This window comes from Peribacillus psychrosaccharolyticus ATCC 23296 (assembly GCF_000305495.1).
Lineage (GTDB): Bacteria > Bacillota > Bacilli > Bacillales > DSM-1321 > Peribacillus > Peribacillus psychrosaccharolyticus.
Window position 1 is genome coordinate 86,008 of record NZ_AJTN02000211.1, and the last position, 15,096, is coordinate 101,103.

A 15,096-nucleotide genomic window follows, 5' to 3' on the forward strand; every position below is an offset into this window, starting at 1 on the left:
AAATCGAAAGTAATGGAGGTATGTTTGTGAATATTTTAGTTGTATATGATAGTGAAGGCGGACATACAGAAGCCTTGGCAAAGGCTATTGCCCTCGGTGTAGAAAAAACGGAAAAAGCAACAGTATTAATCCAACATGTTAATGAAGCGGATGTACGTGAGCTACCAAATATGGATGCAATTATTTGGGGGTGCCCTGGTCATTTTGGATCCATAAGTGCAGGTTTAAAAGCATGGATTGATAAGCTGGGCTATCTTTGGGCTAAAGGACAATTGATTAATAAAGTTGGGGCCGTATTCTGCACAACTGCAACCACACATGGTGGATTAGAAGCTACCCTATTAAACCTAATCACCCCTATGCTTCATCAAGGGATGATTATTACCGGTTTACCAGGGAACATTCCAGAAAACGCCCTATATGGTTCGTATTATGGTGTAGGCATTTCTTGCCCAGTAGAAAGTGAAGTACTTATAACCGAACAAGATAAAGCACTTGGGATGGCACTAGGAAAGCGTGTCACTGAATTAACGAAAAAAATGATATAAAGGAAAGAGGCTGCCGAGTCATTTCTATGACTCGGCAGCCTCTTTTTACTTTGCTATTCAGCCACCATCCATGCCAATTGAATCTCCCCTTTAAACACCAGGTAAAGATCATGAATGCTATCTTGTTCTACAGCTATTTTTTCTTCGACCGTGGTCCAAGCTTGATAACCTCCGGTTGGTGGAATTGTGCATGCACACAATAAGGGGCCGGTGACTGAATCTCTGCGAACTTCAAGCTCAGCTTGTTGCCCTCCGTTTGCCGCTCTAATTTTTATTGTTTTATAGTGCTTGCTAAGCTCTACTTCATGAAAAGTTATCCAACTTTCCCCGTCCTTGTTTCTAATTGAATGACCGCCTTCCGTACATTCAGCTAAAAACACTTCCTGATAATCATCATAATTTATTGCATTTACTCGATGACTGATACTTCTAGGCGGAATTTGTTCTCCTGCCACCGTGAATTTCTTCTCGAGAATGATTGTTTGTGATGAGCTTCCAATCATAATGGTATAACGACCATCCTCGACACAATATCTATCTTGAGTTACATCCCAAAAAGCAAGATCTTCAGCGTTCAGTTCAAATGTAACCTGTTTACTTTCACCCGGCTCAAGCGAAATCCGTTTAAAGCCTTTTAATGTTTTAAGCGCCCGTTTTACTCTTGAACGGTCTGCACGTACATAGAGCTGAACAACTTCATCCCCTTTTCTTTCACCGTTATTCGTAATACTGACTGTCACGGTTAGTTTTTCATCTTTTGTCATCGATTCCTTTGTAAGCTGTAAATCCCGATAACTGAATGTTGTATAAGATAAGCCATGACCGAAAGGATAGAGCGGTTTTGAATCAAAGTATTGATACGTTCTCTTCCCTTTAATAATGTCATAATCCATCAAATCGGGAAGCTGTTTAATCGATGAATACCACGTCATATTTACTCTGCCTGCAGGATTATATTCTCCAAATACTACATCTGTAACTGCACGGCCAAGTTCTTGCCCTGCATGGGAGGTATACAGAACCGCTGGTACATGTTCCTGAATCCAATTCACTGCAAATGGATAGCTTCCGACCATCACGACCACCGTATTAGGATTTACTTTCATTACTTCCTGAATTAAGGTTTCCTGTTGCGGCGGCAGAGTAATATCTTCACGGTCAACACACTCTTTTCCATTGATAAATGGATTATTTCCAACAAACACAATCGCCGTTTCAGCACTCTTTGCAGCTTCAACAGCTGTTTCAATACCGTTCTCAACTATTTCTATACTAAAGTCTATACATTCATTTCCTTGAACGAGTAACGAGCCAATTTCATCCATACTTATTGGCTTTTGATCCCATGAAAATAGCTGAATCCCCTCGTTTACCGTCTTTGTATGAAAAACTTCCTTTACAAACCAGCCTTTTGCTTCAGCGGCACTCGCCGTTAAGCAGCCGTCATCATCAATCGTTACAAACAGATGGTTACTCTCTGCGCGCAGCGTCTTATTGCCCCAGCCCCAGTCGGTATAAATGAATGTCTCAGTTTCAGCTTCAGCTTCATTACATACTAACCGTTTTGTTTCAGGATCGACCATGATATATTGACCATTCAACTTTGAACGAAGCTTGATTCGATTACTGCCATCACAATATAAGACTTCACCATCAAGCTTTTGCTGAATCCCTGCAAGAGGCGTAATCATATAGGGAGGGGTCCCGCTGTACCAATCCGTATATACTTCATTAGCAAGGGGACCCAGTACGGCGGTTTTTTGTTTGGTTAATGGGAGTAACGAGTCATTCTTTAATAACACAATTCCCTCTCTAGCGGCGGTTAATGAAAGACTAGCATTCTCTTTTGAAGCAAGCTTTTCTTCTGGGATGTTACTGTATGGGTTTAGTTCGTCTGGGTCGAACTCACCGAGACGAAAGCGGACTCTAAATGTATTTCTTAACGCTCTATCTAAATCCTCTTCCTGAAGATAGCCTTGTTCTAATGCATCGCGAATAGCCCGAAGCGAGATATCTTGGTCATCCGTTATACTATCAATACCATTTTTAATTGATAGTGCGACAGCCATTGCATATGATTCTACATAATGGTGTTCATTGACCGAACCTAGAACATCGCCTGCATCACTAACAACAAATCCGTCCATGCCCCATTCCTGTTTAATGATCTTATTTACTTCCGGATTCATGTTACACAACGTTCCATTTACGGCATTGTATGCCGTCATAATGGATTGAGCTTTTCCTTCTTTAATCTGCATCTCAAATGCCTTCAAGTAATACTCTCTCATATTACGAGGATCGATACTTACCGAACATTCGCCGCGATCCACTTCATTATTGTTTCCTAAGAAATGCTTCAATGTAGCTGCTGCTTTTAGATATTTTGGATGGTCGCCTTGCATCCCTTTGATGAGCTCCGTCGTCAGTCTCCCTGTTAAATATGGATCTTCTCCATAGGCTTCTTCGGTCCGCCCCCATCTTGGATCTCTTTCCATATCTACTGTCGGTGCCCAAATTGTCAAACCGTTTTTTTCAGGATCCTGCTGGTAGTAAATTCGTGCTTCATCTGCAATCACCGAGCCTACTTTCTTCATTAATTCTTCATTCCAAGTGCAAGCTAACCCGATATTCTGTGGAAAAACCGTTGCTTTTCCAAGCCATGCAATCCCATGCGCGCCTTCTGTACCATGCTTATATTTACGAACCCCTAGTCTTGGAATCTCTTCTTGATATTGACACATAAGATTAATCTTTTCTTCAAGTGTGAATAGAGACACTAAATGATTAACACGATCCTCAAGCAATGCCTCAGGATTTTGAAAAAGATAGGTATCTGTGTGATTCATAAGTTTCCTCACTTTCTTTTCCTGAACATAGTATAGTAAAGCGCTTTCTTTTATACTCTATAACTCTTGCATAACGGGTTTAGCAGATTGCTGGTAAATCGCTTTTTGGGCCAGCCGGTAAAAGAACATGAAAGATAAAAAGGCGGTAATTGAACCGATAAAAAACGGAAAAAGAAAAGTTAACGTGGTACTGATATATACAATCACTCCATTCACCATAACAACTCCGAGAACCGAAAAGGGTCTTCCTACTGCAAGGATGAACGAGTTCTTCACTGATGTTAAAAAAGGAACTTCAAAGTGCACATTGTAAGAAAAAAAGTAGACAGTCCAGGTAAATAAAATCATGGTAAATAAACTATAGATCACAACTGCTAATCCAGGATTCTCATAAACAAATAAATAATAATTCATGGCCCATCCGATCCATACTAAGCCAAATACCACTCCGCCAATCATACTTCTCAGATAATTCTCTTTATAACAGGTTAAAAAGGTTGTGAAAATCGGAATTTCTGCATCCCCCATCACCCATTTTCTTACCACCCCAAACAAAGCGGTTGTGGCAGGAAATAAGATAAATGGGGCTAACACAGCGATCGTTAGGGTCAGCACAAGTAAATCAGATAGATCAGCCGATAAGAAATTCATCCCCACTAGAACGATTGGGACATTGAATAGAAGCCAAATTAAATTGGTTAGCAAGAACCGTAAAACCCAAACCGATACTTTGTAAAAACCGCCCATCATATTGCCCAATTCCATTATGAACTCCTCCCTCTATGCAAGTCTGATTCTATTTCCATCTTAAAGTGCAAGGCTTTCCTGCTGTTAATGCTATCTTCCATTCATTAGGCTGGTTTGACTCACCTAGTAAACTCCATTCTTCATTATTTCTAAATAGACTAATGACTATTTCCTGATTAATTTCCGATGTGATTGTAAGTTCTATGTGTCGTTTCTCAAGGTCCCACTCAAAGGAATTAACATAGATTTGCCCCCGGCAACGAGTACCTGTTATTTTCCCTCGCGTGACAAATGTGGGAAGTGCAGGTAAAAGATCAATCTTTCCCGGTAAAGAGAAGAGTAATAAATTGTGAATTAACTCAGGGATACTTCCGTTCGCATCTACATTAAATACGTTATATTCATCATAATGAGCCGTCATGAGACTGGGGTAAATTGCTCCGCCTGCTGCCATCATCCGTAAAATATCCCATACCGTATCCCCCATGCCAAGTCTTGCAGCTGCTAGTCCAGCATGCATTCGCCCATGTGAAGAAGTATCTGTACTCGGATTATATAGCCAATGTTCCATTTTCTTCTGCAGGGCAATGGTTGATGCCTCCCACAGTTCTGGTGTTTTCTCTTTAGAAAATTCATAGCTTTGGAAAAGAGGATAGAGATGGGAAAAATGCCGGTGGTTATAATTATCCTCATGATCCCATACCGCCCATTCCTTCAAGGCTCCCTCTTCATTGATCAAATAAGGCGGGAGTTTTTCAATCATATTCCTCCATTTAGGAATAGACTTCTCTTCTACCCCAAGTAATTGGCATGAATCGATTAAATGCGTCAACACTTCTTTTGCAACAGCAATATCCTGGGTACTATTGGCCGCTATCCCATTTTCAGCTGAATAAGAAGGATTAAACAGATAGCTGCCCTCTTGGTCTTCATAAAGGAAATCTTCATAAAACTGTACCACTTCTTTTAATAAGGGCACGGTATGATCCTTTAGGAACTCCTGATCCCCAGTATATAGATAATAATCATAAAACCAATGGGCAAGCCACCCCGCTCCGCACGTCCAAAAAGCGCCGAAAAAGGTATCACACTCCCGGTCCCCCCAGCTGGAATCTCCCCAATGCAAATGTTTTCCGCTAGTTGACGCACGAATTCCAGATAAAATCCCTCTACAGCCAAAAAGCATACGTGCATTATAGCGAAAGTCTTCTAGAAACGATTCTATCAAGGTAACAAATGGTTTCATTCCTTCCATCATATTTCCACTGAATACCGAAGCCATTGCCAACTGCAGATTGGTATCCAGTGTATAATCAGAAGACCAGGAAGGATTCCAGGTCCCAGTCCATATCCCCTGAAGGTTGGGAGGTCTTAGGCCCGCACTCGAAATAAACATATACCTGCCAGCGTCAAACAGCTTTTCTACCAGAGCCATAGACACTTCTTTTTCGTTTCGAACAGCAGCTAACAATTCATCCGTGCTCCAGCTTCGCTTCTCACCACCGTCCAGATCCAAGGAGACTCTATTAAAAAGGGCGCCATGTACATTTATATGTGAGGCTTTCAATTCCTTATAACTACCGTCTAGTTCTTCAAAGTTTACCAAGTAAGTTTGGCTTCCTTCAGCAAACGGGATGATTTTCATCATCACTAGTATTTCATTCGCACCAGAAACAGTCATCTGATTTGGATCAGTCACAAGTTCACCCTCTATAGGACTGATTTTAACAAAACTATCATACCCTCCTCTCCCTTTGGTATATAAATGTCTGCTTATAATCATGTCGTCTTCATACCTGATTGAGACTTCCATACCAGGATGATTAATCTCTTCCATTCTTAACGCTACTAGCGGCATCGGCTCATTACTAGTAATAGACATAACAATCATCTTGTCCGGCCTGGAAGCAAACAGTTTTCGTTTAAACTCAACTTTCCCCTCTCTCCATGAGGAGATGATTTCCCCTGTTGAAAAATCGACACCTCGAAAATAGTCTTCGATTGTATCGACAGGAGCTTGATCAATTTCGAGAAAAAAGCCTGGATGAAAGGAATCTGTATGGACGATGGTATGACCGCGTTCTTCTCCTTTTTTGATGAAAAATTCATGTGAAGCAAGATAGCCCTCGTTCCGGCTGATTCGACGAACTTCCTCCAAACAATCTGACATATCAGGCATATCCTGTTTAGCATCAGCCGGTAAAAATAATTCAGCATGATTCACGACTACCTTCTCTTTGTGTGGTAGTCCAAAATGCATGGCACCCATTTCTCCATTTCCCGTTACATTGGCGGATTCCCATATTTCCGCCGGTTCCGTACTGTACGCACCATGTTTCGCATACATACCCTCTCACCTCCCTTGCCACCTATTTTTTCACAATAATTCGGACATCTTTAGCTGCTATCTCTACTGCATATTGATAGTGTTTTTTCGATACTAAATCGATATATTCATCAGCTAATTCAATTCTTTCTTCCTTTTCATTATGGTTTAAAATAAAGATGAGTTCCTTATCATTTTTTATTCTTTTCGTCACCTCAACTCCCTTAGGTACAGCTTTTCCTAATACCGGTTGAATTCCGCTTTCCTCACAAATTGAGCGAATATAATCATCTAAGAAAGACTGCTCTGGGCTTGAAGCAATATACCAGGCACTGCCTTTGCCAAAGGAATGTCTAGTCACACATGGTGTACCTTGATAAAAATCTTGTCCATACACTGCCATTACTTCCGCCCCTTCAGTATGAAGAAGGTCACAAAGTAACGAACAAGAATAATGCGTATTCCCTAACACGCTGTTTTCCTGCATCACGATTTCATTGGTTCGTCCGGGCGGCAGGGCATCAATCTCTTCTACCCAAATTCCTAGAATCTTTCTTAGCTGACCAGGATACCCCCCTGTAATCACAAGGTCATGTTCATCAACAATCCCGCTAAAAAATGTGGTGACAAACGTTCCACCTTCAGCTGTATATTCTTCTATCTTTTGTGCAAAACCATCTTTTGTCATGTACAGAACAGGAGCGATGACTAGTGAATATTGATCAATTGGATCATCCACACCAATCATATCCACCTGAATATTTTGTTCATAAAAAGCTTGGTAATATTTCGATACCTCATCAAAATAATTCAAATCCCGGCTCGGTCCGCTTGATAACTCTACCGCCCACCAATTGTCCCAATCAAACACAATGGCTGCTTTCGCCTGAATACGCGAATTGATAATCTGATCACCAAGAACGGTTAACTCATGGCCGAGCGCAGCACATTCTCTAAATACCCTTGTATGCTCATGACCGACATGATCAATGACCGCACCATGAAACTTTTCACAGGCACCAATGGATCGGCGAATTTGAAAGAACATTATGGTATCTGCTCCCCTAGCAACGGCTTGATAACTCCAAAGCCGCATGACACCAGGCCTCTTTAAGGCATTATAAGGCTGCCAGTTTGTGACACTTGGTGTCTGCTCCATTAACATGAACGGATCACCTTGTTTTAAACCGCGCATTAAATCATGCTTCATCGCCTCTTGGCTGATTTGAGAATCTACCGATGGGTAACTGTCCCAAGAGATAATATCCATATATTTCGCCCATTTTTGATAATCTAATTGTTTATATGCACCCATTAAATTAGTTGTTACTAATACGTCAGGTGTGAATTTTTTCAAGGCATTATACTCCATTTTGTAGCATTCTAGCATACTATCTGAATTAAACCGGCGATAATCCAATGAAATGCCTTGGAACGCGGTATAATCATAGCTGCCTAAATGTTCGCTTAAATTATTGGGAAGGACGATTTCATCCCAATCATAGAAGGTATGACCCCAAAACGAAGTATTCCATACTCGATTTAGCTCTGCTAACGATTGGTATTTATTCTTCAGCCAAACGCGAAAAGCTTTTTCACAATTATCACAATAGCAATCCCCGCCATATTCGTTCGAGACATGCCATAGCACAAGAGCTGGGTGATTTTGATAACGTTCTGCCAGTTTTTCTGCTAATTTCGTCGAATACTTTTGAAAGGTCGGGCTATTAGGACAGGAGTTATGCCGCAATCCGAATTTCCGCTTCCTTCCATCAAAGTCAACCCGAAGAACATCTTCATATTTGGCTGCCATCCAGGCAGGATGAACGGCCGTACTTGTGCCAAGACAAACATTTATCTGTTCTTGTTCCAACATATCCATTACTTGATCGAGCAGACTAAAATCATACGTGTCTTCATTAGGTTGCAGGATCGCCCAAGCGAAAACATTAATCGTCATAATATCAATATCCGCAAGCTTCGTAATCCTCATATCCTCTTTCCAAATTTCCTCTGGCCACTGCTCTGGATTATAATCTCCTCCAAAAGCAATTTTTTTTATTTTTTCATGAATCATTCAGGTTTCCTCCTCACCTAATAGAAAGCGCTTACCATCTTGTCGTTAGAGAGTAATCTCAACGATATTCTCCTCTGCCTTAAGGACAATCCCGTCGTTTGTAACTTCTGTGATTCCACTGCTCACCGATGCTTCTGTGATATTTCTTAATAAAACAGAATAATTTTTCACCGTCTCACTCACTTTGAACACGATTGTATTCCCTTCTCGCTTTGCTTCTGCCCAGCCCGTTTTTATTCCCGTATTACTATATAAATCCGTAGAGATAAGCGAACCAGCTGCTAATTCAAAAACATGAAAAGTAACGTCAGAAAGATAATCATAATCAGCCGTGCTTTCTACCGACCCGACCGCAATTATGGAATTTTCTTTAGCCATCAATGGCAGTGTCAGATAGCCATGTTCCTCTGTGTGCCATTTTTCTCCCTCAACTACCTGATTGGTTAAGAAGTTCGTCCATTTGCCTTTAGGAAGATAGTATTTTACGATGCCTTGGTCATTAAATATAGGAGCCGCTAATAATGAATCGCCAAGCATGTACTGTCTATCCAAGTAATGACAGGTTTCATCCTCAATAAATTCTAGTACCATCGCTCTCATCATCGGTACCCCTGTAAGAGTAGATTCACAGGCAATGCGGTATAAATAAGGCATTAAGGTGTTTTTTAATTTTGTAAACACACGCGTAACATCAACGGCTTCTTCATCATAAAGCCATGGAACCTTATATTCTGTATTGCCATGATAACGACTATGAGAAGACAATAAACCAAATTGCGTCCAGCGTTTGTATAGATCTGGAGTGGCTCCTTGTTCAAATCCAGCAATATCATGACTCCAGAAACTAAATCCTGATAAACCAAACGATAACCCGCCGCGTAATGATTCAGCCATGGACGGGTACGTTCCCCAGCAATCCCCGCCCCAGTGTACAGGAAGCTTCTGACTGCCGACTGATGCCGAGCGGGCAAATAGGGCTGCTTGACCTTTGCCTGCCTTCTTTTCTAATAAATCAAATACGACTTTGTTATATAAATAGGCATAATAATTATGCATTTTCTTAGGATCAGATCCATCATAATAACAGACATCGGTCGGAATTCTCTCGCCAAAGTCCGTTTTAAAAGAATCGACCCCCATATCAATCAATCCTGCCAATTTATGCTCAAACCAGCTGCTCGCTTCCGGGTTTGTGAAGTCTACAATCCCTAAACCTGCCTGCCATTTATCCCATTGCCATACACTTCCGTCAGTCTTTTTGAGAAGGTATCCTTTTTCACTTGCTTCTTTAAACAGTGGTGACTTTTGAGCAATGTACGGATTAATCCATAGACAGATTTTCAAACCTTTTTCTTTTAGTCTCATCAGCATTTTCTCCGGTTCTGGAAATACCCGGTCATCCCACAGAAAATTACACCATTCAAATTCCTTCATCCAAAAACAATCAAAATGAAAAACATCTAACGGAATATCTCTTTCTTCCATTCCATTTATAAATTTTGTTACCGTTTCTTCATCATAATTCGTGGTAAACGAGGTGCTTAGCCATAAACCAAATGTCCATGCAGGCGGGAGACTTGGTTTTCCAGTCAATACCGTATACTTTTCTAAAACCTGCTTTGGTTCAGGACCATTTATAATGTAGTATTCTAAACTTTCACCTTCAACGCTGAATTGTACTTTTGACACTTTTTCTGAACCAACCTCAAAGGAAACTCGTTCAGGGTGATTAACAAACACCCCATACCCTTTATTACTGAGATAAAAGGGAATATTTTTATAGGCCTGTTCACTTCCAGTTCCACCGTCTTCATTCCAGATATCAACGGTTTGACCATTTTTCACAAATGAGGTAAACCGTTCACCCAACCCATAAATTAATTCACCCACATCCAAGGAAAGCTGTTCACGCATAAAGACTTCCTTTTGGTCGGTCACGATATAACTCATTCCCATATCTCTGCTGCTTGCTAGTTGCTTTTCTTCATTATAGAATTCAAGTTTCCAATCGCCTTTTTTATGGAAAGCTGCGTGAAGGTTTCCGCTGGAGAAGAATAGTTTTTCTTCATTTTCTTCAATTTCTACAGGAACATCTTCTTTATGAAGCTCAAAATGCGGCCCTCTCTCAATCCCTCCAGAATGATGTGACAGCTTCACACAAATTACATCCTCCAAAGGGGATGATAATTCAACAGTCATCATTCCTCCGTCTAACGTTTTTCCTCTATGTATAATGGGCGTAAAAGGTGCATAAACAGTGAGACTTCTTTCCTTTTTCTCGACATCATATAATTCCATTGGATGTTCGAGCTTATATCCTTCTTTATTCAACCAGTTTCCATTACTAAATTTCATTGTAATCCTCCATTCTGTATATGCCTTTCTTAATTGTAACGTTCATTTCTTGAGTAAAACACCCACCTAATTGTTGAAAAAATCAGAGCAAAATTAGATTTATCTTAGTTAAAAAGAAAATGCTCAGAAGTTAGCCTCTGAGCATTTAGTCACATCGATTACTTATGCGGTCCCTTTAATAAAAGAGCGTTCTTTAAGATATATATCAAGATCTGGGTGCGTGCCTTTTAGAATTAAATCAGTGATAATCTGCGACAATATCACACTATAGACTGTCCCATTCCCGCCATAGCCTAATAAGAAATAGCAATTTGGGTAATCTTGATACATGCCTATTGTGGGCAAACCATCATGCGTTTCACCAAAGGAAGCCCCCCAATAATAGTCTGCTTTAACTTGTCCAGCTAGTTCAGGAAATAATTCCACCAGCTTATCGAGTAATTCATCTCGTTTATGAATAATCATGGAGTCACGTTTTTCACTATACCTTGTTTGTTCGTCAAGTCCACCAATGATAATCCGATTGTCTACCGTCTGTCGAGCATAGAGATAGGGACGAGCGGTTTCCCAAATCATCATCGCCTCTTTCCAATTTGCCAGATTCGCAACAGGATTGGTTGCTATGGCATAAGAGCTTACGACCTTTGCATTTTGCTCGTTTACTTCTTCCTGTGCCTCGTACCCAGTCGCAAATATTACATACTTTGCTTTAATTGAACAGCCATAACTCGTGAACAATTCAGTATGATTGTTTTTAAGGATTTTTCCGTTAATGTTTGTATGCCCATACACGCGAACCCCTTTATTCACTGCATATTGAATCAAGTCGTGTGCATGCTTAAACGGATTAATTTCTGCATCGTTACTTGTCACAAGTCCGGCAGATTTTGAAAAAGAAAACGTATCAGCGATTTCCTCCTTTGTGTAATAATCAACCGGGAAACCGTATTTTTTTAGATTTTGGTATTCTTCCTTCAACATCGGCACGTCTTCTTTACTGGACGCAAAATAAAGACTTTGTCTCTTCCGAAAATCTGAATCGCCATCCAAACTTGGAATCACTGTATGTTCTAATACTTTCATAGCCTCTAAACATAATTGAACATGACGTACTCCTGCCTTTTCTCCAAAACTATGTATATATGACGTTAATGTTTTATCATTGGTATATTGCAGCAATCCCGTATTTGCCATTGTGCTGCCTGCTCCGATGTCTCGTTTATCAACAAGTACGACATTCAGGCCCGTTTCTGCTAGAAAGTACGCACAATGGGCGCCTGATGACCCACTCCCCACAATACAGACATCACAATCAATATTCTCTGTAAGCTCCGGATAGTTAGGTGCATCCTTATATGTTTCACTCCAAAACATTTTCCCTGTCTTTAAGTCCATCATCCATTCCTCCTGAAATTCAGCTACCTTCCGTTATTCCCTCTTTTTGGTCTAAGTCAAACTTCCTAAAAGCTGAACAAAGAAAAAAGCCATTTCCTTAAAGAAATGGCTTCAGACTGTAGACAAACTCGGGTGGAAATCGAGTTTGTCTACAGTCTTCTTTTTTAGTTTTTAAAATGCGGCTGTTGATTGCAGTGAAAGGCGTTTCGCTTTCCGCGGGCGGTGAGCCGCATCAATGCTTACACTCCTGCGGGATCTCACCTGTCCCGCTGTTCCCGCAGGAGTCTTCACGTCAACACTCCAATCAACGGTCTTTCTAAATTTAATTTGGATTTTAGTCCGACGTTCAAATGGAAACACGTGCTACCCAAGAGCAAATTTAGGAGGAGATCAATCCAAATCGGGGGAATTACGAAGAAAACTCTTTCCGACAAATCCGTTCGAACAGGAAGAATCAAAGATTATTAAGTAGAACACAAGTGATCCTGAAAGCAGATACAATGTTAAAGATGGAAAACAGTACTTATTAGAGACTTAGTTGCCTTGATAAGCAGAGAAAATTCCATGAAATGTGTTAAAAATGCCAAAAGAGGTACGGAATGAACCATTCCGTACCTCTTTTGTCTACAAACTGAAACCATTTCCCTAAAGAAATGGCTTTTCGTAGAGTCGATCTTCCCAGTTATTTTTTCAAATGATATGGTACAGTCGTGACGATGACATTACGTTTATATAGTAAATACGCGCGGATCAGCAAACTTGATTGATTATGCAAGATATTATGCCAGTTCTTTTTTGGTATAAATTGAGGAATCATGACGGTCACTCTGTAATTCATTTCGCTCGCTTTATGTTCAATGGTATCAATAAATTTAGTTAGTGGATGAATAATGCTTCGGTAGGAAGAATGTAAGGTGACCAGCCTGATTTCTGGCTGCCACTTTTGCCATTTTTCTTCGAATTTCCGTTCATCCTCCCTTTCAAATGAAACATTTACCGCGATAATTTGATCCACTCCAAGTGATTTCGCATATTCAAGTGAATTTTCTACGACATGAGTAATGCCAGCGACCGGGATAATCATTACATTCCCCATGATTGGCAGACTTTCCGCACAATCCTTGATTCTCAGTTGTTCACCGACAGACTCATAGTGTTTCTTGATTTGGTGAAACCAAGTAACGATTAACGGAAGGAAGATAAACACGGGCCATACCTGAGTAAATTTTGTAATTAAAAAAATCAGCAGAACAAGCAGACTAATTAAAGCTCCCACTAGATTAATCGTTAATTTGATTTGCCACCCGCTAGGTTTTTCCCGAATCCACTTAACGAGCATGCCTGTCTGTGACAGCGTAAAGGGAATGAATACCCCGACCGCATACAATGGGATTAATTTCTCGGTATTTCCTTGAAAAGCTAGAATCAGCAAGATGGACATCGCACCAAGAAAGATAATGCCATTCGAGTATCCTAAGCGGTCTCCTCGAATGGAAAACATCCGGGCAATATAGTTATCCTTTGCCAGATTAAACGCTAAAAGCGGGAAAGCTGAATAACCCGTATTTGCTGCCAAGATTAAGATCAATGCCGTTGTTCCCTGAATGAAGTAATACAAATAACTACGTCCAAAGGTTTGTGAAGCAAGCTGCGAGACTATTGTTTCATTTTCTTTTGGTGAAACGCCATAATAGTACGCAAGAAAGATGACACCTGAAAAAAGAATCGCTAGTAAAATTCCCATTATAGTCAAGGTTTTTGCTGCATTTTTTGGTGCTGGATCTTTAAAACTTGGAATGGCATTCGAGATAGCTTCAACACCTGTCAATGCTGAACATCCTGATGCAAAAGCACGCATCAATAAAAATAAGGAAATACCAGCAACTGGTGTGCCGATGGGTGAATGGAGATTAGATGGTATATCTCCGGTAACTATCTTGACTATACCTGCACCAAGTAAAATGACTAAAGCAATGACAAATAAATAAACGGGATAAGCTAAGATCGACGCTGATTCTGTTATCCCTCGTAAACTTAAAATAGTAATGATAATGACGAGCAAAATGGCAATTAAAACGTTATAGGAATGAAGAAATGGCAGTGCAGAAGTGATAGCGTCCGTTCCCGCGGACACACTGACTGCTACTGTCAGAATATAATCGACTAAAAGGGAACCTCCGGCAATTAATCCCGGATTGATTCCAAGGTTTTCTTTAGAAACTACATAAGCTCCACCACCATGCGGATAGGCATAGATGATTTGCCTATAAGATAAAATCAGTGCTGCCAGTAAAAACAATACCCCGATCGCAATAGGGATCGAAAACCAAAACGCAACGGCACTAATTGTCATTAGAACTAATAATACTTGCTCCGGACCATATGCAACACTTGATAATGCATCGGACGATAAAATCGCTAATGCCTTTAATTTATTTAACTTTTGCTCTCCAAGCTCGGATGACTTTAAAGGGCGGCCAATTAAAAATCGTTTAATAGGGGAATACATGACTTACACCACCACATTCTGTAATATACCTGCGTTTTCAGACATAAAAAAAGCCCGCAAGGCATAGTAAATAGCCTTGTGGACTTATTATTTTCAGCTCACAAGCTTCACCCTTCCTCTCTTCATTACGCTTACGGAGTTAGCTGTCGGATTCGGGCCATAAGAGGAGCCCTACCTATATTAGGATTCACCCCATGCAGTAATCTAATGCATTCGATGGGTCCTCCGTTCTATTAAGATTCAGCGATAAGAAATATGAAACTGTTGATTATCATACTCCCGCTTATCCA

8 protein-coding genes and 1 riboswitch are annotated in these 15,096 nt (G+C 40.5%); of the genes, 1 reads left to right on the top strand and 7 read right to left on the bottom strand.

Annotated elements, in window-relative coordinates:
* Positions 1–26: 26 nt before the first annotated feature.
* A complete protein-coding gene (locus WYK_RS15490; protein ID WP_040375371.1) occupies positions 27–548 on the top strand; it encodes an NAD(P)H-dependent oxidoreductase in 522 nt (173 codons plus the stop codon).
* Between the two features lie 53 nt (positions 549–601).
* Here the strand turns inward: WYK_RS15490 and WYK_RS15495 are convergent, their stop codons facing one another.
* The 7 genes from WYK_RS15495 to WYK_RS15525 all read right to left on the bottom strand — a co-directional run bounded on the left by WYK_RS15495 (position 602) and on the right by WYK_RS15525 (position 14,806).
* On the bottom strand, positions 602–3,397 hold the full coding sequence (locus WYK_RS15495) for a glycoside hydrolase family 3 protein (RefSeq protein ID WP_040375372.1): 2,796 nt from the start codon (positions 3,395–3,397) through the stop codon (positions 602–604).
* Positions 3,398–3,454: 57 nt separating this feature from the next.
* Positions 3,455–4,162 (bottom strand): YesL family protein, encoded by a 708-nt coding sequence (locus tag WYK_RS15500; protein WP_040375373.1) that lies wholly within the window; start codon positions 4,160–4,162, stop codon positions 3,455–3,457.
* Positions 4,163–4,193: 31 nt separating this feature from the next.
* Positions 4,194–6,491, bottom strand: coding sequence for a glycosyl hydrolase family 95 catalytic domain-containing protein (locus tag WYK_RS15505; protein WP_051387562.1), 2,298 nt, complete (start codon positions 6,489–6,491; stop codon positions 4,194–4,196).
* A gap of 22 nt (positions 6,492–6,513) precedes the next feature.
* On the bottom strand, positions 6,514–8,547 hold the full coding sequence (locus tag WYK_RS15510) for a beta-galactosidase (RefSeq protein ID WP_040375374.1): 2,034 nt from the start codon (positions 8,545–8,547) through the stop codon (positions 6,514–6,516).
* Positions 8,548–8,592: 45 nt separating this feature from the next.
* Entirely contained in the window at positions 8,593–10,902 is a 2,310-nt protein-coding gene (gene yicI / locus WYK_RS15515) for an alpha-xylosidase (protein WP_040375375.1), read from the bottom strand.
* A 162-nt stretch (positions 10,903–11,064) separates the two neighbouring features.
* Entirely contained in the window at positions 11,065–12,300 is a 1,236-nt protein-coding gene (locus WYK_RS15520) for an NAD(P)/FAD-dependent oxidoreductase (RefSeq protein WP_235782530.1), read from the bottom strand.
* Positions 12,301–12,979: 679 nt separating this feature from the next.
* A complete protein-coding gene (locus tag WYK_RS15525; RefSeq protein WP_040375377.1) occupies positions 12,980–14,806 on the bottom strand; it encodes an APC family permease in 1,827 nt (608 codons plus the stop codon).
* 113 nt (positions 14,807–14,919) lie between these two features.
* A riboswitch (cyclic di-AMP (ydaO/yuaA leader) is annotated at positions 14,920–15,062 on the bottom strand.
* Positions 15,063–15,096 lie beyond the last annotated feature (34 nt).

Excerpts from the sequence above, each read along its gene's own strand:
- yicI (WP_040375375.1), bottom strand. The coding sequence starts at position 10,902 with ATGAAATTTAGTAATGGAAACTGGTTGAATAAAGAAGGATATAAGCTC.
- WYK_RS15495 (WP_040375372.1), bottom strand. The coding sequence starts at position 3,397 with ATGAATCACACAGATACCTATCTTTTTCAAAATCCTGAGGCATTGCTT.
- WYK_RS15505 (WP_051387562.1), bottom strand. The coding sequence starts at position 6,491 with ATGTATGCGAAACATGGTGCGTACAGTACGGAACCGGCGGAAATATGG.
- WYK_RS15500 (WP_040375373.1), bottom strand. The coding sequence starts at position 4,162 with ATGGAATTGGGCAATATGATGGGCGGTTTTTACAAAGTATCGGTTTGG.
- WYK_RS15525 (WP_040375377.1), bottom strand. The coding sequence starts at position 14,806 with ATGTATTCCCCTATTAAACGATTTTTAATTGGCCGCCCTTTAAAGTCA.
- WYK_RS15520 (WP_235782530.1), bottom strand. The coding sequence starts at position 12,300 with ATGATGGACTTAAAGACAGGGAAAATGTTTTGGAGTGAAACATATAAG.
- WYK_RS15510 (WP_040375374.1), bottom strand. The coding sequence starts at position 8,547 with ATGATTCATGAAAAAATAAAAAAAATTGCTTTTGGAGGAGATTATAAT.